The sequence below is a fragment of the Flavobacterium sp. genome, assembly GCF_024305175.1.
GTDB lineage: Bacteria > Bacteroidota > Bacteroidia > Flavobacteriales > Flavobacteriaceae > Flavobacterium.
On sequence record NZ_JAMWYY010000025.1, the window covers coordinates 20,427 to 40,874 of the forward strand.

Annotated in this window: 17 protein-coding genes and 1 tRNA gene; 9 read left to right on the forward strand and 9 right to left on the reverse strand. The window is 39.4% G+C overall.

Annotated elements, in window-relative coordinates:
* Positions 1 to 85: 85 nt before the first annotated feature.
* Positions 86 to 2,491, forward strand: a complete 2,406-nt coding sequence (locus tag Q0K96_RS08035) for a DUF5686 and carboxypeptidase-like regulatory domain-containing protein (RefSeq protein WP_297333487.1) — start codon at positions 86 to 88, stop codon at positions 2,489 to 2,491.
* 7 nt (positions 2,492 to 2,498) lie between these two features.
* On the opposite strand, the gene Q0K96_RS08040 is transcribed toward Q0K96_RS08035, so the two are convergent.
* Entirely contained in the window at positions 2,499 to 5,279 is a 2,781-nt protein-coding gene (locus tag Q0K96_RS08040; protein ID WP_297333488.1) for an outer membrane beta-barrel protein, read from the reverse strand.
* Between the two features lie 26 nt (positions 5,280 to 5,305).
* The gene (locus tag Q0K96_RS08045; RefSeq protein WP_297333489.1) at positions 5,306 to 8,155 is read right to left on the reverse strand and encodes an outer membrane beta-barrel protein; all 2,850 of its coding nucleotides are present in this window, start codon (positions 8,153 to 8,155) and stop codon (positions 5,306 to 5,308) included.
* Between the two features lie 186 nt (positions 8,156 to 8,341).
* Between Q0K96_RS08045 and Q0K96_RS08050 the strand changes: the two genes are divergently transcribed.
* Positions 8,342 to 8,569 carry a hypothetical protein gene (locus tag Q0K96_RS08050; RefSeq protein ID WP_297333490.1) on the forward strand — a complete coding sequence of 76 codons (228 nt, stop codon included), beginning with the start codon at positions 8,342 to 8,344 and terminating at the stop codon, positions 8,567 to 8,569.
* 35 nt (positions 8,570 to 8,604) lie between these two features.
* On the opposite strand, the gene der is transcribed toward Q0K96_RS08050, so the two are convergent.
* Together der and era are read right to left on the reverse strand one after the other, a co-directional pair.
* Positions 8,605 to 9,912, reverse strand: coding sequence for a ribosome biogenesis GTPase Der (der, locus tag Q0K96_RS08055; RefSeq protein ID WP_297333491.1), 1,308 nt, complete (start codon positions 9,910 to 9,912; stop codon positions 8,605 to 8,607).
* A 108-nt stretch (positions 9,913 to 10,020) separates the two neighbouring features.
* The gene (gene era / locus Q0K96_RS08060) at positions 10,021 to 10,905 is read right to left on the reverse strand and encodes a GTPase Era (RefSeq protein WP_297333492.1); all 885 of its coding nucleotides are present in this window, start codon (positions 10,903 to 10,905) and stop codon (positions 10,021 to 10,023) included.
* 158 nt (positions 10,906 to 11,063) lie between these two features.
* Between era and Q0K96_RS08065 the strand changes: the two genes are divergently transcribed.
* Entirely contained in the window at positions 11,064 to 11,597 is a 534-nt protein-coding gene (locus Q0K96_RS08065; protein WP_297333493.1) for a hypothetical protein, read from the forward strand.
* Positions 11,598 to 11,607: 10 nt separating this feature from the next.
* On the opposite strand, the gene Q0K96_RS08070 is transcribed toward Q0K96_RS08065, so the two are convergent.
* The 5 genes from Q0K96_RS08070 to Q0K96_RS08090 form a co-directional block, all read right to left on the reverse strand.
* Positions 11,608 to 12,387: a M90 family metallopeptidase gene (locus Q0K96_RS08070; RefSeq protein ID WP_297333494.1), complete on the reverse strand. Its 780-nt coding sequence runs from the start codon at positions 12,385 to 12,387 to the stop codon at positions 11,608 to 11,610.
* Positions 12,388 to 12,552: 165 nt separating this feature from the next.
* Entirely contained in the window at positions 12,553 to 14,931 is a 2,379-nt protein-coding gene (locus Q0K96_RS08075) for a TonB-dependent receptor (RefSeq protein ID WP_297333495.1), read from the reverse strand.
* Between the two features lie 67 nt (positions 14,932 to 14,998).
* Complete coding sequence (locus Q0K96_RS08080) at positions 14,999 to 15,580, reverse strand: Crp/Fnr family transcriptional regulator (protein ID WP_297333496.1); 582 nt, start codon at positions 15,578 to 15,580, stop codon at positions 14,999 to 15,001.
* 219 nt (positions 15,581 to 15,799) lie between these two features.
* Positions 15,800 to 16,045: a GIY-YIG nuclease family protein gene (locus Q0K96_RS08085; protein WP_297333497.1), complete on the reverse strand. Its 246-nt coding sequence runs from the start codon at positions 16,043 to 16,045 to the stop codon at positions 15,800 to 15,802.
* Between the two features lie 47 nt (positions 16,046 to 16,092).
* Positions 16,093 to 16,165: transfer RNA gene (locus tag Q0K96_RS08090), tRNA-Met, on the reverse strand.
* Between the two features lie 391 nt (positions 16,166 to 16,556).
* On the opposite strand from Q0K96_RS08090, the gene Q0K96_RS08095 reads away from it, so the two are divergent.
* The 6 genes from Q0K96_RS08095 to Q0K96_RS08120 all read left to right on the forward strand — a co-directional run.
* On the forward strand, positions 16,557 to 17,114 hold the full coding sequence (locus Q0K96_RS08095; RefSeq protein ID WP_297333498.1) for a helix-turn-helix domain-containing protein: 558 nt from the start codon (positions 16,557 to 16,559) through the stop codon (positions 17,112 to 17,114).
* A 17-nt stretch (positions 17,115 to 17,131) separates the two neighbouring features.
* Positions 17,132 to 17,578 (forward strand): response regulator, encoded by a 447-nt coding sequence (locus tag Q0K96_RS08100; protein WP_297333499.1) that lies wholly within the window; start codon positions 17,132 to 17,134, stop codon positions 17,576 to 17,578.
* 21 nt (positions 17,579 to 17,599) lie between these two features.
* Entirely contained in the window at positions 17,600 to 18,718 is a 1,119-nt protein-coding gene (locus tag Q0K96_RS08105) for a PAS domain-containing sensor histidine kinase (RefSeq protein ID WP_297333500.1), read from the forward strand.
* 101 nt (positions 18,719 to 18,819) lie between these two features.
* Positions 18,820 to 19,119, forward strand: coding sequence for a hypothetical protein (locus Q0K96_RS08110; RefSeq protein WP_297333501.1), 300 nt, complete (start codon positions 18,820 to 18,822; stop codon positions 19,117 to 19,119).
* Positions 19,120 to 19,342: 223 nt separating this feature from the next.
* Entirely contained in the window at positions 19,343 to 19,954 is a 612-nt protein-coding gene (locus Q0K96_RS08115) for a hypothetical protein (RefSeq protein WP_297333502.1), read from the forward strand.
* The coding region (locus Q0K96_RS08120; protein ID WP_297333503.1) for a hypothetical protein at positions 19,947 to 20,448 on the forward strand (502 nt) is incomplete at its 3' end. The genes Q0K96_RS08115 and Q0K96_RS08120, both read left to right, overlap by 8 nt.

The window sequence follows — 20,448 nt, forward strand, 5'->3', positions numbered from 1 at the left end:
CAATTGATATAATTTATGGGTTGCAGTTTTTGCAGCCCTCTTTTTTTATATTTTAGTTTCCCGGATATAAATCATTATTAATTATATGATACTAAAAATTTGCTTCAAAAAATACCTTTTATTATTGTGTATTCTTTTTCCGGTGTTGCTTTTTGGCCAGGTGCGCATAAGCGGCACGGTTACAGATGAAGCGACAAAAGAGCCACTTGCTTTTGCAAGTATCATTTTTAATAATGACCCAAAACAGGGCATAACTACCGATATTAATGGTAATTTTCAGTACAGCTCTTCCAAACCTGTTACAACGCTTAAATGCAGCTATGTGGGCTATCAGGATGTTGTTATGCAAATAGGCAGCAATACGCAGAATATTAGCATTGCCCTACAGTTTTCGGCTAATGAGCTGAATGAGGTTGTTATAACCCCCGGCGAAAATCCTGCCAACAGGATAATTCGCAAGGTAATAGCCAATAAAGATGCTAACAACCCGGAGAACCTTTCATCATTCATTTACAGGTGCTATAACAAAGTAACGTTTGACCTGAAAGGCCAAAAGCTAAAGGACAGTATAGAAGCTAAGAACATACTGAAAGACGGGCATATTTTTATGATGGAATCTGTAACCGAACGCCGCTATGTAAGCCCCGATAACAGCGAAGAGGTGGTGCTGGCTACTAAAGTATCGGGTTTCAGCAATCCTTCCTTTGCATCCCTCGCTACCGATATGCAGCCATTTTCTTTTTATGATGATAATATACCCTTTCTCAATATAAATTACCTTAATCCTGTAAGCAGAGGCAGTCTTAACAAATACCGCTTTACATTACAGGATACATTATATGCAAACCGTGATACGGTATATGTTATTTCGTATAAGCCACTGCCACGAAAAAATTTTGAAGGGCTAACCGGGCTTTTGTATATCAATACAAACAAATATGCCATACAAAATGTAACAGCAGCCCCTTATGAAAAAGGTAAAATAGACCTGCGCATACAACAGCAGTATGTGTATACGCCCGAGGGTTACTGGTTTCCGCAACAGCTTGATTATGCAATGGAACTGAATAACTATCCTGAACCCGGTTCAGGAATGATTGTGGAGGGTAAAAGTTATATAGATTCTGTTGCCATAAATACGCCTATTAATAAAAGGGACTTTAGGGTTGAGTCGGTCTGGATTAAAGAGGATGCAGCAAAAAAAGACAGCATTTATTGGGCTAATGTGCGTAACACGCCGCTTGAAAGTTCAGATATCACTACATACAGGGTTATTGACAGCATAGGCCAAAAAAATAATTTTGACGGGTTGCTAACTCTTATGGAAAAAATGGTAAAGGGAAGGGTTCCTGTAAAATTTTTAGATATTGATATTGGCAAAACCCTTGTATATAATAAGTATGAAGGTTTCCGGTTAGGGCTTGGTGCATATACCAATGACAGATTATTTGAAAAAGTAGAGTTAGGAGGCTTTTTTGGCTACGGTACCAAAGATTATGAATGGAAGTACGGAGCCTCTGTAAATTATGAGCTTTCAGAGAAGCATGAATTTACAGTAGGATTAAAATACCAGGACAATATAGTTGAGGTTGGCGAGCATACATTTAAGTTTCCTGAATTCAGTTACTACGATTTCAGGAATGTTATTGCCTCACGCTTTGACAGGATCCGTGAAGAAAGTTTTACAACGGCTTTCAGGGCGCTACGTTACACCAAATGGAATGTAAGCCTTAGCCATGCAAAAGTTACCCCTAAATATGAATATGTATTTTCAGGCACAAACCCCCAAACCTTCCGCTATACCAATACCAGCCTGGGTGTAAGTATGCGGTTTGCTTATAAGGAAAAAATTGTACAGTCTTTCGGGCAGCGTGTTACTACAGATTTGCCTTATCCTGTGCTGTATGTAAACTATACCCGTGGGCTTGGCGGATTTATTGAGGGCGATTTTAATTATAATAAAATAGAAGCGATAGTACAACATACTTTTTTTACTAAGAATTTCGGTAACTCTACCTTCAGGGCAGAGGCAGGTTACATAGATAAGCCACTTCCGTTTGGCTTACTTTTTACAGGCGAGGGCAGCTATGATAATGATGTAAAAGTGATTATAAAAAACACCTTCCAGACCATGACGCCTTATGAGTTTTTGTCTGACAGATATGTTAACCTGTTTACCAGCCATAACTTTGGCGGGCTGTTATTCAAGGCTGGCAGCTTTCAGCCCCATATTTCCATCCATAATAATATTGGATGGGGCAGTCTGGAAAACACAGCATTTCAAAACCCTCAAAATTTTGATTATAAAATAAAGGATAAGCTTTATCTTGAAACAGGCCTGCAGCTCGATCATCTGTTAAAAATGAATTACCTTAACATAGGTTATCTGGGTTTGGGTGCGGGTGCCTTTTACCGATATGGGGGCTATGCATATGACAGTTTTAACGATAACCTTGCCCTTAAGCTCACTGCCACATTTTCAATTAAGTAATGCAGGTTTATTTATTATCGCTTTTAGCAAAGTGATTAAAGCTATATGTAAGGCTAAACATGGCATAACGCCCTAAAACCGTATTCTGCTGGTCGGTTATAGATGTTTCGCTTACAGTACGCTGTGTACCAACATTCTGCTTTAAAAGGTCATAAACCCTTACACGCATCATCAGCTTGTTCTCTATAATATTGTATCCAAGGCTCATGTTCCATAAATAAGAGCTTTTCCTGAAGCCTGCGCCCAGCCGCGGGTTGTAATTAAAACTAAGATCGTTGGCAAAAACAAAATTTTTAGGCCAGTAAGAAGTTGCGTTTACACTTAAAGAATGGCTTCCGAAAGAAGTACGGTCTATGGTATAATTAGTATAACTTGTGCTGTTGTAATTATAATTATACCATGTTGAGGCACTTATAAGTTCGCCATAATCCCAGTTTATGCTAACCCGCGGGCCTAAACTAAGCTGGTCGGCCTCATAAAGGGTGCCGTTGTTAAAGCCCCTGCTGTGGTTTAAGCCTGTACTTAGGCCCAAACCAACCATAAAAGAGTTTGCTTCCCGCTTATATGATTTATTCCAATTCGCTGAAATTCGTGTAGAATAGTTCCCTGATATGTTGGTATAGCTTGTGGTGCTTTTACCGCTATCATCTATTACGGTATTACTTACAATGCTGTTTTCGGTATAATTAAAACTCCCCATTAAGTACAAGCCCCTGCGGCCGGCCATATCATAAGACTGAAGGTTTAGCGCAATACCATGATTAGCGGAAGGATTTAAATTTGGATTACCAACCTGTGTAGAAAGCGGATTACTAAGATCCTGTATGGGTAAGAGCTGCCTTGCATCAGGAAGGTTAATATTATAGTTGTAGTTTAAAGAAACGGTTTTACTTTTAGTAATGTTATAAAACAGGCTTCCCTGCAAATCAGGAACTACATAATTTTTGGTAATGTTATAATTGAGGCCCATATAACCACCTTCATTATGAAGCCTCGTAAAAGCAGGCCCTCCTGACAGGTTTACCCTGAACTTCTTTCGCCTCCATGTAAGCCCCAGCTTTGGTGTAAAAGCGCTGTTTTCGGAATACTGGTAATTACTTATAGAGTCGTTACGGTCTGTAAAGCTTCCTGCAGTCTCATCAAAATTAAAGCCGTCACGGTCAGCTACATTGTTTTGGTGGCTGTATTGCAATGAGGTATTTAATTGCAGCGAGTCGGTAACATACTCGCTATATTCGGTTTCTAAAGCATAACTGCCACGTTCCTGCCGGTTGTACTGCACCTGGTTCCGGTTATCGGTTACTATGTCGGGTTCACCGTCTCCGTCAACGTCCTGGTTATAAAATGCGGTTTGTGACTGGTTAAAATCAGCACTGTTATTAGTATTCCTATTGCCCTGCATACTTACAGCAATAAAACTTTTACGTTTGTTTAAAACTTTGTTATAAACTAACGAGCCGTTAAAGTCATTACTCTTACTATCATTTAAAGTTGAGCCTGAGCTTTCGTTTAGTAGTTCCCCGTCCTGGTTAACGGCAGTTTGAGAAGACCTGGCTCGTGTTTTTGATTGTGATGAAGAGAACCTTGGGTCAAAGTGCAGTGATGAGGTAGAGTCTATCTCTATACGGAAACGCGAATTAACATTATGCGATTGCCTTTCGCTGTTGCTTATTGATGCTGAATTAGTAGTAATACTTCTTTCGGCATCTGTATCTTCGTCCTGGCCGGCAGTAATAAAAGTGACCTGGTTCGTACGGTTTTCATTTTCTGAGTCAGAGTTATTGTAAAAATAACTGACAGTAGAGTCAAAATCTTTTATCAATTCATCAGAATAGTTAATGCCTGTTGTACCCGACCGTGTTATACCCGATCCTCCCGTATACTGCATCATGCCCATACCCATACCGCCCATTCTGTAAGACATCCTGCCGCTACCCATTCCTCCGCCAAAATCCAGCCCAGACGAGTTAATGTTATTGCTGGAGCCAACAAAGCTTATCTTTGTTTCATCCCTGAAAAAATTAGCCATAACACTGCCCTCATAGCGCTCATTAGTACCGTATCCGGCTGTGGCTTTGCCAAAAGTCCCTTTGTTCTTGCCTTTTTTTATGGTAAGGTTTATTGTAGATAGCTGCCCTGACGCATCTTGTTTGGTAAGTTCTTCTTTTGCGGTTTTTGTATCGGTTACCTGGACTTTATCAATAATATCCGCAGGTAGGTTTTGAAGGGCTATTTGCCCGTTTTCATCAAAAAAAGGCTTTCCGTTTACAAGTATTTTGCTTACAGATTTTCCGTTGATGGTTATGTTGCCGTTTGCATCTATCTCTACCCCCGGCAACTTTTTAAGCAACGCTTCTACATTGGCATCGGGCCGTACTTTAAATGATGAAGCGTTAAACTCCAGTGTATCTTTTTTTACCCTGACAGGCGGTATATCTCCCTCTACAATTACTTCGTTAAGTTCTGTTGGCTTTTCCTCAAGTTTAATAGTCCCAAAATCTTTATCACCTTTAAGCTGTTCAAGGCGTTGTTTATAGTCGCTAAAGCTTATATACGATATCCGTAAATCTGTTACTGCATCTTTTTCCCGGGTTTTAATTTCCCATTTGCCCTCGCTGTCAGAAAGCGTATAATCTATTACGGTGCTGTCTGTCACTGTAATAAGGTAAACCGTTGCCGATTCCAGCGGAATGTCGTCAGGGTCTGTTACCTTACCCTGCAGGGTAATGCTTTGTGCCGCACAAATAGCAGGCATTAAAAAGAATAGCAGCAGCAGGTATTTAGCCATAGCCTTGCTGTTTTGGTTATATAATGTTAAAACCACCAGAAGCGGGAGCCGCCTTCATTATCATCTTTTTTGTTAGTGCCAAATTTATCAAACTTAAAGGTAAGCGAAAACATGGCATAACGCTGCAATACAACATTTTGCTGATCGTAAACAGATGTTGCCGTTACAGTTCTTGATGTTCCTGTGTTTTGGTTTAAAAGGTCATATACCTTAACTTTAAACAGCAGGTTGTCGTTCATAAAGTTATAGCCGAGGCTCATGTTCCAGAGGTAAAAATCCCTGCGGAAGCCCGAACCGAGGTTCGAGTTATAGTTATAGCTGAAATCGTTACCAAAAACAAAATGCTTGGGCCAGTATGATGTGGTTTGCAGCATAAGCCTGTGCGTGGCGTTATAAGCCACATCTGTAGCATAGTTGGTGTAATGGGTTTCATCATACGAAAACTCGTAAGAAGGGTTAATTACAAGCAATTCGCCATACTCATACGTAAAACTGCCCTGTGGGTTAAAGCTGTACTGGTTGGCAGCATAAAGGCCGCCGTTTGTAAAGCCTTTCCAGCGGTTAACATTACCGTTTATGCCTGCGCTGTACCGGAAAGTATGGGCTTCATTCTTTACAGATTTATTATAGTAACCACCAAACCAGGTGTTGAATGTGCCTGCAACGTTAGTGTAGGTTGTAACCCTTTTGGCACTATCGTCAATAAATGTATTGCTAACTACCCTGCTGTCGTAGAAATTACCGCCACCATAAAAGTTATAGCCTGAGCGGGTAGAATAATCATAATCCCTGAAGTTAGCATAAAAATAATGCCCTTTATTCAAATCAATATCGGGGTTACCTGTTTGTGTTATAAGTGGGTTGCTAAGGTCTTCAATAGGCAGTATCTGGCTCGCGTTCGGGAAATCTACACTATAGTTATAATAAAAGTATGCCGATTGCGATTTAGTAAACCTGTAGCGAAAATTAAAATTAGCTGCGGGTAACAGGTAATCTTTATTAACTTCATAATCAGTGCCCATGTAAGAGCCAAAGTTATTAAAGTCGGCAATGCGCACACCGGCATCAAAGCTAATGTTCAGCTTACTTTTATTAAGCTGCATGCCAACCTTTGGCGAAAAATCATTAAGGTCAGAACGAAGGTAATTGGTAAGCAGGCTGTTAAAATCAGTATATCCGCCTGTTGCCTCATCAAAATCAAAGCCATCACGGTTTTCTACAGATCCCCTTATCCTGTAATCTCCCGAAACGGATATTTTAATGGAGTCTGTAACCGGCTCTGTATATTCAAGCTGAAAATAATAGTTGTCCTGTGTCTGTATGTTTCGCCTTAACTGGTTACGGTTATCTTCGGTAATATCGGGGAGCCCGTCGCCATCAATGTCTTCACCATTGTAAAAAGTAGTGACAGATTGTAAAAAATTAGAACTGTCGTCTTTGCGGTTACTGGTATTTATATAACCGCTAACATAGCGCCCTTTTTTACTGTTAAAGGATTTATTGAACCATATTGAGCCTTCGTAAGCATCATTATCACTTTCGTTATATGAGGTACCCGAGCTTTCGTTTAAAAGCTCATTATCCTGGTTAACGCTAGTCTGGCTTTCAATATTACGGTATTTACTGTTTGCCCTGCTGAATTGAGGATCGAAAAATATTGTCGCGGTAGAGTCTATCTTAAACTCAAATTGCGTATTAAAATTATGGGCATATTTGTCTGTATCTGATTTAGATGCCGACTCTGTAGTAATGCTTTCCCCTGTTGTTGTTGCGCCGCCGCCTGTTTCATTTTCGGTAAGGAAAGTAGTCTGGCGTGTGCGGTTCTCATTTTCGGTATCGGCTTGTGTATAAAAATAGCTGGTACTGTTTTCAGAATCTTTTACCCACTCATCAGAATAATTGATACCAATCAGGTTAGACCGGGTTATACCGCTGCCGCCGCCAAACTGCATGCCGTTAATATTAAAAGCCCCGTCTGATGTTGTATAAATAGAGTAATTGCGCCCGCCGCCCATGCTGTCGAATATCTCATCCATAGAAAAGCCTGTGGAGTTAATATTGTTGCTGGACGCCAACACGCTTATTTTGCGTTTGTCTTTAAAATAGTTTACCATGCCACTGGTTTCATACCGGTCATCGGTGCCGTAGCCGCCCATAAGCCTGCCAAAGAGCCCTTTGTTCTTGTCTTCCTGTATGGTAAGGTTTATACTGGCGTTATCGCCGCTTGCAGTTTCACCCGAAAGCTCTTCCTGCTTGGTTTTGGTATCGCTAACCTGTATTTTATCTATAATTTCGGCAGGCAGGTTTTGCAGGGCAATTTTTCCGTTTTCATCAAAAAAAGGTTTACCGTTAACCAAAACCTGGTTTACTTCTTTACCGTTAACGGTTATTTTTCCGTCAGAACTTACCTCAACGCCCGGCAGTTGCTTTAGCAGGGCTTCTACATTAGCATCTGGGCGCACTTTAAAAGAAGCCGCATTAAACTCCAGTGTGTCACTTTTTACACGGATAGGGGGTATTTCTCCCTCAACTACTACTTCATTAAGCTCTGTAGCTTTATCAGCCATTTTAAGGGTGCCAAAATCGTTATCGGCAGTAATACTTTCAAGCCGCTGCCGATAATCGGCAAAACCCATGTAGGAAATCTTCAGGTCTATGGGTTCTTCCTTTACACGTGTTTTAATTTCCCAGTTACCATTTTTATCACTAATGGTATAATCTACAAGGGTAGTGTCTTTAACGGATGTAAGGTAAACTGTTGCCGACTCAAGCGGAAAGTCATCAGGGTCGGTAACTTTTCCTTTTAATGTTATATTTTGGCTAAACGTGGCTGTTGTGCACAGCAATACTAATGCAGTAATTAATAGTCTGAACATGTTAAGTTGGTTGGTTATAGTAAGGGTAACCCTAATAAACCGCTAATTAACTGTTTTAGTATTCTTTCTGCAAGGGTTTTGCTTTTGCAATTCGTGTTAAAAAGTTTAGGTGTTTGTTAATTATATGATTTTTAACGCATTAAACTTTTAATGGTTTGTAATTTTAAAGTGTTAAAATTTTGAGTTATGAAAAGCTACATACACAAATTAGTTGTTTTTACAACTGCGTTTTTGGTAATATACATTATGCTGGCACATTACGGCCTGCCTTTTACAGCGCTTTTTGCAATGTGCATAGCAGGACAGGCACTAACTATTTATATGGTATACAAAATACTTACCGATGATTACAAGACAGATAAAACATTTAAGGACTGGTATGAAGATGAGCCTGTTGAAACGCTTGAGGATTAAAAAAAAACCGAAGCAACTGCTTCGGTTTCGTTTTATTATTTCTGCCTGAAGTAAATATCTATAGGCACGCCTGTAAGGTTAAAAATTTCCCTCATCTTGTTTTCAAGATAACGCTTGTAAGGCTCTTTTACATACTGTGGCAAGTTGCAAAAAAATACAAACTGTGGGGTAGGGGTAGGCAACTGCATGCAAAACTTAATTTTTACATATTTGCCCTTTAGTGCCGGTGGCGGGTTATGCTCTATAATAGGCAGCATTATTTCGTTAAGTTTGGAAGTAGCTATACGCTGTTTCCTGTTCTCGTATACCTCAACGGCAGTCTCCAGCGCTTTTAACAAACGCTGCTTGGTAAGTGCCGACACAAACAGGATGGGCACATCATTAAACGGTTGCAGCTGCTCACGTATGGCACGCTCATAATCACGCACGGTATTGGTTTCTTTATCTACCAGGTCCCATTTGTTTACCAGTATTACAACGCCTTTACGGTTTTTTTCTGCCAGCCAAAAGATGCTTTGGTCCTGTCCTTCAAAGCCACGCGTGGCATCTATAACCAGTATACATATATCGCTGTGCTCTATCGCCCTTACCGAACGCATTACCGAGTAGAACTCAAGGTCTTCCTTAACCTTAGCCTTACGTCGGATACCGGCGGTATCTACCAGCTTAAACTCAAAGCCAAAACGGTTGTAGGTTGTATCTATAGCATCGCGGGTGGTACCGGCAATATCGGTTACCACAAAACGGTCTTCGCCAATCAGTGCATTTATAAAAGATGATTTACCGGCGTTCGGACGGCCCACTACTGCAAAACGCGGTAGCTCATCGCCCTCATTTTCTCCTGTTTCATGCGGCAGCAGCTCTACAAGTGCATCCAGCAGTTCGCCTGTGCCGGAGCCGCTCATACCTGCAAAAGTATAGTAATCGCCAAGCCCAAGGTTATAAAACTCTATGGCATCTTTTTCGCGCATGGCGTTATCTACCTTGTTTACTGCCAGCATAACCGGTTTGGTAACCTTGCGGAGCAGTTTTGCCACTTCTTCATCCATTGGGGTAATACCCTCTTCTACATCCACAACAAAAACAATAACATCGGCCTCATCAATGGCAAGCTCTACCTGCCTGCGTATTTCGCCTTCAAAAATATCATCAGATCCTTTTATGTATCCTCCTGTATCTATAACAGAAAATTGTTTTCCGTTCCATTCGCTTTTTCCGTAGTTCCTGTCGCGCGTCACACCACTCACAGCGTCAACAATAGCTTCCCTGCGCTGTATCAGGCGGTTAAAAAAAGTAGATTTACCTACATTTGGGCGTCCTACTATGGCTACGATATTATTCATCAGCTTATTTTAATTTTTTGCAAAAGTAATCATAATAAGTTATAAGGCATTAGGCATTAGTTAATAGTTTTTAGAAGCTATTGCCTCTTGCCTCCTTGCTTTTGCCTGTTATTTGTTGTTATACCCAAACCTCCTTAACTGGTAAGGGTTGCTGCGCCAGTTCTTATTTACTTTCACAAACATTTCTATGTGTATCTGTTTACCGAAGAACTTTTCAAGGTCTTCGCGTGCCTGTATCCCCACTTTTTTAATTGCAGCACCTTTGTGGCCTATTATAATCCCTTTTTGCGTGTCACGCTCTACCATGATAACCGCCTTTATGCGGATGATATCATCATCTTCAAGAAACTCTTCCGTCTCTATCTCTACTGCATAGGGTATCTCTTTATCATAGTTAAGCAATATTTTTTCGCGTATGGTTTCGTTTACAAAAAAGCGCTCCGGCTTATCGGTAAGGGCATCTTTCGGGTAAAACGGTGGCGATTGCGGCAGGAGTTCCAGTATGCGGTTAAAAACCTCCTGAACGGAAAAGTTTTCCAAAGCCGATATGGGGTAAATTTCGGCATTTGGCACCTTTTCCTTCCAGAGCGCTACCTGCTCTTCAAGTTGTTCCTGGGTAGATTTATCAATTTTATTGAGTAAAAGCAATACCGGTATTTTGGCATGGATTATCTTATTGAAAAAAGCTTCATCCTTAAGTTCTTTTTCCCCCACCTCAACCATATAGATAAGGATATCGGCATCTTCAAAGGCACTTTTAACAAAATCCATCATGCTGGTTTGCAGCTCATAGGCCGGCTTGATAATACCCGGAGTATCGCTTAAAACCACCTGAAAATCATCACCATTAACAATGCCTAATATGCGGTGACGGGTTGTTTGTGCCTTACTTGTAATAATACTGAGGCGTTCGCCTACCAGCGCGTTCATAAGGGTACTTTTGCCAACATTGGGGTTGCCAATAATATTTACGAAGCCTGCTTTATGTTCCATAATCTTACCTGAATTAGAAATGCAAAGTTACAGCTTTATTATGAGCATACCTTTTTTGTTTATACTTGCGTTATTTTTTATAATATTGATGCGATATTAGTTTATCAATGCTATGAAAAATAAACGGCATTTTGCTATGATGCCAAAACTTAAAAAAAATGAAAAAGAAAATTTTAATTGCATTTTTTGTGCTTAACCTTGCCGGATTTATAAGTTGTTGCGGGAACTTAACATATTATGATTATGATGGTATTAAAACAAAGGTAGATAACCCAATTGTAGCAGAAAATGACAGCCTTTCGTTTGGTTATCGTCAGGTTAACAGGAATTATATGGCAGCAAAAGTGAATTTAAATTACAATGCTGCTTATGCTGCTGTTGATTGTGACAAAGGATCTGGTGGTCCTAAGTATCCGTTGATACGTATTTCAGTTACCAGTGATGCAGACTTTGATGAAACACATCCGGCAGGAACCGAGCTTAATGACCTGATATATGTTAGAGCAGGCACTGTTGAAGGTATTGCTGCAGAGGGCAGGTTAACAGACTTTCAGCCTTCTGAAATAAATTACCTGTATATGTATATTAATGAAAGACCTGCTGATAATATACCTCATAAATTTACAATTGAAGTTGAAAAATCTAACGGTGAAATTTACAGCGATACCTCTCAGGAAATTGTGTGGCAATAGCAACAGAAGCCTATTTAATTGGCTTAGGTTTTTGCTTAAAGAAACTTGTGAGCATCCTGTATAATTCAGGGTGCTTTCTTTTTAACAGCCCGGGGCGTTCAAAAAAATATTCAGATGCCACTGCAAAAAATTCGGCGCGGTTGGTTGCGCCATATTTACGGATGTCAGAGTCATCATCGTTAATTGCTTCCATTTCGCGGTGAATTAGGTCGAGCCACGGCACTACATATTCCTGCTGCATAATATGTTCTGGCACGCCATCGGTCATATCGTCCATTTTGTCTATAAGGTGAACAAACTCATGAATACCGGTATTGCTTTTATCGGTTATATTCCGGAAACCATGGTACAGTGCCCTGCGCGAAAGTACCATCTGCTTTTCAAAACGCCCGGTGCCGATAAGCCCTCCAATGTTCCTGTCATTTATATTATCGGCAAACTCAAGATCGTGATTAAAATGATCGGGGTACAGCAACACACCACTCAGGTTATAGTAATGCCACTCTTTAAACCCGAAAACAGGTATAACCGCACTTGCGGCAATTAATATTTTATCAAGGTCTGTAATCTCAGTACTAACACCATCTATATATACCTCGCTTAAAAACTGCATTATTTTTTTACGAAAAACAGCCTGCCTTTCGGGGGTAAGGTTACGGTAATAAACAACGTTTTCAGATAATAAAGGTTTCCATTCTTCAGGAAATGGGCTTACAGCCCTGCGACTTGTGCTAGTGTATATGTATATCCCGATTATTGCAAATACTGCAAGTGCTATGTAAAAAGCCATAGTTTATGGTTTATGGGTTAAAGATAAGCAAGGAACAATTAAAAAAGCCACCCTTAAAGAGTGGCTCAGGCATTATTATAAAAAATATAACAATTGTATAAATACAGAAACCGGCTCAACTGTAAAGTATATTGCCGGAATCCTAACGTAACCCCATATGTACATTTAAAACTGGAACCTGTAGCCAAAGTCAGGCGCAAAGCCTATCTGGTTTATCTGGTCAACATTTTGTGTTAACCTGTTATAATCTCTTGTAAAAACGTTTTGGTTATCGGTTATGTTCTGGAAATCAACATAAAACTGATGCGAGGTTTTTTTAGTACTGCTGTTAAACTTCATGCCAAGTTTAAGGTCGATACGTAAATATGGGTCATACTGAAGGCTGTAAGCATTAAGCTCATCCCTTATTTCATATCCTGCTGCCCTGGATGCCTCTAAATCTACCGGCGTGTAGTAACGCCCGCCCGCAGTTGTAAACTTGGTATTGATAGAGAATATGTTCTTTTTAGCTTTGCCAACAAAAAACTCTTTACCGGCAAGCAGGTTTATAACATAGCGGTTATTAAAAGGAGAGTTGCGTTCTATACCGTCGCTGCCTTCATATTTACTTTCAAACAATGATGTTGTAAACAGGGCATGGTAACCTTTACTGAAAAACTTTTCTATTGTAAGTTCAATCCCTGTGTTATAGCCTGTGCCTTTGCTTACAAGAGAGGTTTTATCGCGGGAGAAAACAAAGTCTGCACCTTCTGTTAAAGAAGAGTAACTTGTCGGGTTCCTCTCTACAGCCGCTTTGTCTATATCCTGATAATATACCTCTGCCTTTGCCCTCCATTTTTCTGCAAACCTAAAATCATAGCCAATAACATAGTGACTGCTCCTTACCAAATCAAGGTCACGGTTTGTCTGTACAAAAGTTCCGTTTACATTTTCTTCCAGGAAAAGTAAAGGTGCCGCTACATTTTGGTGGTGTAGTCCGTAACCGATGTTCAAATTGCTTTTTTGGTTAATGGCATAGCTAAAGGATACTCTCGGCTCCGCAACAAACTGTTCGTTTACCGAAAAATACTGGCCGTGCAGCCCCGCATTAAGTGTAAGCTTTTCGGTTAGCCTTAGCTGTCCCTGTGCATAAGGCTGTAAGAGTGTATAGCTCCCGTCGTTAGATAAAAGCGGCACAAGATCCGGATTGCCATCACCATTAGTGTCATCCTGTTCTTCCCGGTCAGATAATTTGGCATCTAAAGTAAAACGCTCAAACAATATCCCCGAACGCACAGTAAGTTTCTTGCTTATTTTGGAATTGAACAAAGTTGATACTGTTATCCTGCCTTCAGTATTGTCCGATTCTGTGTACCTTATCCGGGTTTCCTGCGGGGTGTCTTTATTTAAGTAACGGTCCTCTTCATAATTTTCGGCAGATGAAGACGTGCCTACAGTAGTCCTGAGATAGGAGTTTTCGCCAATGTCAATGGTATGTTTAAGCCCTACAGTATAAAAACCCGATTCGAAATAAGCATCTGTATCTTTGGCTGCAAAAAGATCGTCTTCATCAATTTCATCTCCAAGAAACTCGATATCAGACTGTCCGTAAATACCAAATACTGAAATTGTACCTATTTTGCTTTTTCCGAAATTTATATTGAAAGATAAATCCCTGTAGTTGGGCTGTGCATCTGTACCTGCAAGGCCAAGAACCCCTACAAAGCCATAACGTGCCGCAACAAGAAATGAGCCTCCGTTCTCCCTTAGCAACGGGCCTTCTGCCACAAACTCCGCACCCGGAAATGCTGCAATACCTGCCATAAATTCGTAATCCTGTGTGTTGCCTTTTCTAAGGTTAAGGTCAAAAACACCGCCAATAGCATTTCCGTACTCTGCAGGGAAAGCCGAGGTTATAAAATCTGAATTTGCTAATAAATTCGGGTTTAGGGCAGATACCGGGCTTCCTGTTGTACCAAGAGTGGAAAAGTGGTTGGGGCTTGGTATGGGTACGCCTTCCAGCCTCCACAATAAGCCTGTTGGCGCGTTTCCCCTCACCACAATGTCGTTCCTGCTGTCATCAGCGGTAGATACCCCTGCAAAGTTAGAGGCAAGCCTTGCCACATCGCTTCTGCCCCCGGCATAGCGTGTTACTTCTTCGGTAGTAAATTGCCTTACCGATACTGCTGCCATGTTGTTTATGGCCTTTGCCTTGCTTTTCTCTGAAGTTATTACAACTTCATTAAGGTCTTTAAAAGATTCCAGCAGCATGATGTTAAGTATAACATCTTTACCGGTTGTAACTTCAATTTCGGGCAGTGCAACATTTTCATACCCTAAAAAAGAAGCCGTTACCGTTTGCCTGCCAATAGGCACATCTTTCAGCTCAAAGTTACCGTTATCATCTGTAACGGCATTAATACTTTCATTACCGAGTATTGCTACCGTAGCTCCCGGTATTGTTGTTTCAGATTGCTTATCTGTAACGGTACCCCTTATTGTGCCGGTTTGCCCCAGCATCTTAAAAGATAAAAAGAAGAACAGAATTAAGATTAATTTTTTCATTTGTTACGTTGTATTGATTGAACAACGCAAACCTATCCCTAAAAAAAATCTTAAAAATTGATTGAGGTTAAGATTTTCTACCTCCTGATAATCTTGATCTTATGCGGCTCAGGCTTTCGGGTTTCATGTTAAGGTAAGATGCTATATATTTTAAAGGAACACGCTCTACAACCTTGGGGCGCTCTTTAATAAGCTTTAGGTACCGCTCCTCATAAGATAAATTAGTAAGGCTTTCATTTTTCCGCATCATGCCCATTACAACCTGTTCGGCTATCAGGCGGCCAAACCGTTCGAATACCGGCCATTCATCATACAGTTTTAAAAGATCCGGCTTATAGAACATATACATTTTACAGTCTTCAAGAGCCTGTACATTAAGCTGTGTAGGTGTTGCCGTAATAAAACTTTGGTAATCAGAAAACCAGCCGTTTTCAAAAAAGAATTGCCCGGTGCGCTCTTCGCCGTCTTTAATGTAGTAATAGCGTATGCACCCGGACACTATAAATATTACAAAGTCGCATATTTTACCTTCATGCATAAGATGGTCCTTCCGCTTCAGTTCGCGGTAGTGCAGCATTTTTAAAAAGGCTTCGCCGGCTTCTTCATTAAAGCTTATACGCTCTGCTATACTTTTTAATACAACATTCATTGTATCAGAATTTTACCGGCGAAAATATAGCTTTGCAAAGAAAATTCCTATAAGAATTAAAAGTTTGTGAAGTGTTTAATCATAGTTTTGATTACTGCCTGAAATTCAGTGAAGTTAATCCAACAAAAAAAGCCACTCATTTCTGAATGGCTTTCGCTTTGTAGCGGGAACTGGACTCGAACCAGTGTCCGCCGCCGCGGATTTGAGCCTCCAATTAATTTAGTTATAATGATTTATGTAATCTCTTCCTGCTCCCGTTTTTAAATATTTTTCCCTCTCTATAGCTTCTTTGTTACTCTGAAAAAACTCTGTATAGATAACTACCCAGGGTCTGTATTTAGTAGTGTATCCTTTAGTACCTAAAAAATTATGCGATTTAAATCTCTCTAAAAGATTAGAGGTATATCCTATATAATGTTTATTATACTTTTCAGAATAAAGCACATATACTACAAATTCATCCATAATAGTAATATAAAAAAGCCATTCATTTCTGAATGGCTTTCGCTTTGTAGCGGGAACTGGACTCGAACCAGTGACCTTCGGGTTATGAGCCCGACGAGCTACCTACTGCTCTATCCCGCGATGTTTCGATTGCAAATATACAACCTTTATATAGATATGCAAGGCATTATTGATAAACTTTTTGTCAGCCATAATATTTAGCACAAGATTTTATAACTCCTGTTTCTATAAACCTTTGTTATGTAGTGCTTAAGCAGCTATAATAACCACAGAAGAAAAATCTACTGTTGTTAGGAATAGGAATGTTTATATAGATTTAATGAATGAAATTATTCAGTAATAAGTAAAACATCATTAAATAAATTGATTAAACAAACAGAATAATCTTACTTAAGTTAAGATATTCTTAATAATACTGTAAAGTCCTGTTATAATATTCCCAATTTATTGAATTTAATTATCATATAGCGGATAAACTCTATAATTTTATGCAAATACTACACCTATACCTATGAATCTTTATGTCAAATATAATTTCGAGACAATATGCAGGATGCTGCTGCGGGAACAGTTAGACAAACTTGGCCTTGATTATACCATTACAGGTATGGGTAAAGTCAGCCTTAGGAAAACGATCACCATAGACAACTACCAAAAACTTACTGATACGCTATACAGCTATGGTATAGAGGTAATAGATAATCAGAAAGCGATATTGGCACAACGCATAAAAGAAGCTATTATATGTATGCTGCATAAAGATAATGCCGCGCCTCTTGTAAAAGTGTCGGCTTATTTAAGCGACAAGCTTGGCGAAAGTTACAGGACACTTTCTCAGGTATTTTCAGAAGTGTGCCATATTTCTATAGAGAGTTTTATAATTATACATAAAATAGAAATTGTAAAGCAGTTGCTGCTTACAGAAAATATTTCACTTACAGAGATTGCTTACAGGCTGCATTACAGCAGTGTGGCGCATCTTTCTAACCAGTTTAAAAAAATAACAGGACTTACGCCCACAGCCTTTCAAAAAATCGCCTTACACCGAAGAAGCTTTGCAAAAAATTAATTCTAAAGCTAAACTGCATGTACCAGGACAAACTAAAAATTTTTTTAGCGGAAGACGATATAGATGACCGTTCTTTTTTTAAAGATGCTTTTGAAGAAATAAAGGTAAAGCATACTCTCGAAATATTTGAAGACGGGATAACCCTTATGGAGCATTTGAAACAGGAAGATATAATGCTTCCTGATATTATTTTTATGGATATAAATATGCCGGGGTTGTCAGGCATGGAGTGCCTGAAGGATATAAGGTCGGATAAGCGGCTTTCAGAAATTGTTGTGGCAATCTATTCCACTTCAGCTTCGCCTGCTAATGTAGAAGAAGCATTTATAGAAGGGGCGAATATATATATAAAAAAGCCGGATGAGTTTTCGGCACTAAAAAAAATAATTACAGATATAACTAATATCAGTTGGCAGTATGTAACAGATGGCCTTAACAGGCAAAACTTTATGATAAATTACTGATGATAAAATGCGGTTGATAATATGGAAAACGCACCTGAAATAGAGAAAATGAGTTTTCAGTATGTAGAACAACTGGCAGGTATGGGGCACTGGAAGTTAGATTTAGCCACCAATGCTACAGAGTTTTCTGATAATTTATACCGTTTATATGGTTATGAACCGGGGGAGATAGATTTTATGACGGATGATGTACTTAAAATTGTGCATCCGGATGACAAGGAAATTTATATGAATGCCTCCAACATTACCAAAAATGGCAATGATATAGCAGATGTAAAGTTCAGGATAATAACACCCGGCGGAGAGCAGCGGTACCTGAAGTCAGTCTCAAAACTGCTGGAGTGCAAGGAAAGGAAAGTACTTATGGGGGTTACCTCCGACATATCCTCACAAATCAGCACCCTTCTTAATATAGAGGAAAAGAATAAAGAGCTGGAGCAGCTTGTAGATGAACTTGCCTCTTTTAACTATGCCGTAAGCCATGATTTGCAGGAACCCCTGCGCAAGATAATTATGTATATATCGCGTATAGAGGACGAAGAACTGCTTGCACCCGCTGCAGTAAGAGAACATTTTAGCCGTATAACTGTGGCAGCCAAAAGGATGAAGATGCTTATAAGCGATTTACTGTTGTATTCTCAGGCCAATAAAGATGAACATATTTTTGTACCCGTAAGCCTTGAAGAGCCCCTGCGCGACGCTATAAACGAACTATCTGTTCAGTGTGAAACAAAGCAGGCAACCATACATTTTAAAGAGCTTCCTGTACTGCGTGTCATACCCTTTCAGGTAAGGCAGCTGTTTATAAACCTGCTAAGTAATTCTTTAAAATACTGTGAAGAGGGGGTTCCGCCGGTTATTACTATTACCTGTAAGCAAGAGGATTATAATGATGGCCCGCAGCCAGGCTCTTATCATGTAGTATCAGTACAAGATAACGGTATTGGTTTTAAACAGGAATTTGCAGAAAAATTATTTTTAGTATTTCATCGCCTGCACCAAAAAGAACGGTATGAAGGTACAGGCATTGGCCTTGCCATCTGTAAAAAAATAATGGAAAACCACAAAGGCTTTATTACTGCCGAAGGCGAACCCGGAAATGGATCTATATTCAGGTTGTATTTTCCTTTAAGCCAGTAAAAGTACTTATGTAAAGTTTAAGGATAATTATGTAAGTAGTTATATATTATAATAACGAACTTCGTATTAGTACAGATAATTGCTAATTAAAAAAAGACAATATGAAAAAGATGAAAATGAAAAATTTACTACTGACGGGTATTTTTGCTGCCGGGTTAAGCATAGCCTCTTGCGGCGGAAACAATAACCAGAGCGAAGGCGCTGCTGATGCTAACGAAGCCAACGGGGATGCATATGGCACCGAAAGCCCTGCTGATAACCAATATTCCGGCAGTGTATCGGATGAAGGTACTGACGCTGGTATGGCTACCGATACAGTACAGCGTACTACTACACAAGACGATCCAACCGTACGCGGTTCGGGTATAGGCGAAAGCGACGGCAGCAAAAACGGAATGTAAATAATATAGCATATTTAATTTTTTGGTACGATTTTGTTTATGCTATTCTGTATAAAACACTTCTAATTACTCATGGTTCTTTTGTTAGAAAATCCCTGCTCTTATTGCAAGAGCAGGGATTTTATTTTTTAGTTATATTATTACTATACGGCTGCTGTGTTTATCAATCTTTATATATTTGCTATACCAACTGCACACAATTATTAATTTAACCAATATAAACATGAACAGAGAAAAAATTATTAGTGCGTTAAGCAAATGGAATGAGTTGCGTTTTGATGCTGCTAAAATAATCAAGCGCCTGGAAGATGGTAACTGTTTCGCTTTCAGTCCTTCGGATTTTGATGATGAGTCACAGTACATACATGCATACCCGGGCATACATGATAATTGGTTCACTTTCTTTTTAATACCAGCCAAATATGACACGCCTGAATACCGTGAAACATTTAACCAGTATGTAACGGTGTGCCCAACAATATGGAACTTATCTTCGGGCAGGATACCCGATTTTATAGCACGCGAGAGAATGCACAGGTGGAACACACACTACAAAACATGGGCTAAAAAGCAGATAGAGGAAACAGCCGATGGTATTTTCCAGGTATTCGTGATTAACAGGGAAGATTTTGAAGTACAGGACTGCCAGGTAAATTTAGCACTAAGGGAAGATTTAGTTGATCCTCTCGCACAGGCTATTGCAGATATGATAGTTACCAATAAAACAGATACAGAGGTATTCTATGATGATTTTAGTAAGGCAGTTCCACCATACGGACCTACTGCGGCTGTAAATGATTTCTTTTTACTTGAATTAGCAATGCTGAGTGAATAACTTCGAAGAATTAATACGAAATCAGGATTTTTTACCAAGCCTTGAATATATAGCATTAGCCTGTGGACTTATCATTGGAGCAATTTTATTTCGCAGGCTAAATATGCTACATAAATCTTTATACATATATCTAATTATTATGTCTGTCGTAGCATCTGCTGCGCATATTTTAGCAAATACAGGCAATAATCTTATAGTAATGCCAGTATATTGTATTCTTGATCTTTGCAGTCTTACCTACCTTTACAATGTATATTTATTATCAAGAAAAAATATTTTTTTAATTGGACTTTCTTCAGTAGGCCTGATTTATATTATTACAGAAGCACTTAATATATTTGTATTTAATGAATTAAATGTAAAAACTTTTCAACCCTACATGAAGATAGTTGTAAATTTTGTTGTGATTATTTATGCTTTATACTTCATTTACGAGAAAATAAATACTTATAGTGATTACAAGTTTAAGGATTTTGGTTTTAATGCTGCTATAC

Bases quoted from the DNA above. Each gene is read 5' to 3' on its own strand.
- Q0K96_RS08040 (WP_297333488.1), bottom strand. From the start codon at position 5,279: ATGGCTAAATACCTGCTGCTGCTATTCTTTTTAATGCCTGCTATTTGT.
- Q0K96_RS08050 (WP_297333490.1), top strand. From the start codon at position 8,342: ATGAAAAGCTACATACACAAATTAGTTGTTTTTACAACTGCGTTTTTG.
- der (WP_297333491.1), bottom strand. From the start codon at position 9,912: ATGAATAATATCGTAGCCATAGTAGGACGCCCAAATGTAGGTAAATCT.
- Q0K96_RS08100 (WP_297333499.1), top strand. From the start codon at position 17,132: ATGTACCAGGACAAACTAAAAATTTTTTTAGCGGAAGACGATATAGAT.
- Q0K96_RS08105 (WP_297333500.1), top strand. From the start codon at position 17,600: ATGGAAAACGCACCTGAAATAGAGAAAATGAGTTTTCAGTATGTAGAA.
- Q0K96_RS08095 (WP_297333498.1), top strand. From the start codon at position 16,557: ATGAATCTTTATGTCAAATATAATTTCGAGACAATATGCAGGATGCTG.
- Q0K96_RS08070 (WP_297333494.1), bottom strand. From the start codon at position 12,387: ATGGCTTTTTACATAGCACTTGCAGTATTTGCAATAATCGGGATATAC.
- Q0K96_RS08110 (WP_297333501.1), top strand. From the start codon at position 18,820: ATGAAAAAGATGAAAATGAAAAATTTACTACTGACGGGTATTTTTGCT.
- Q0K96_RS08075 (WP_297333495.1), bottom strand. From the start codon at position 14,931: ATGAAAAAATTAATCTTAATTCTGTTCTTCTTTTTATCTTTTAAGATG.
- Q0K96_RS08080 (WP_297333496.1), bottom strand. From the start codon at position 15,580: ATGAATGTTGTATTAAAAAGTATAGCAGAGCGTATAAGCTTTAATGAA.
- Q0K96_RS08045 (WP_297333489.1), bottom strand. From the start codon at position 8,155: ATGTTCAGACTATTAATTACTGCATTAGTATTGCTGTGCACAACAGCC.
- Q0K96_RS08115 (WP_297333502.1), top strand. From the start codon at position 19,343: ATGAACAGAGAAAAAATTATTAGTGCGTTAAGCAAATGGAATGAGTTG.
- Q0K96_RS08035 (WP_297333487.1), top strand. From the start codon at position 86: ATGATACTAAAAATTTGCTTCAAAAAATACCTTTTATTATTGTGTATT.
- Q0K96_RS08085 (WP_297333497.1), bottom strand. From the start codon at position 16,045: ATGGATGAATTTGTAGTATATGTGCTTTATTCTGAAAAGTATAATAAA.
- Q0K96_RS08065 (WP_297333493.1), top strand. From the start codon at position 11,064: ATGAAAAAGAAAATTTTAATTGCATTTTTTGTGCTTAACCTTGCCGGA.
- era (WP_297333492.1), bottom strand. From the start codon at position 10,905: ATGGAACATAAAGCAGGCTTCGTAAATATTATTGGCAACCCCAATGTT.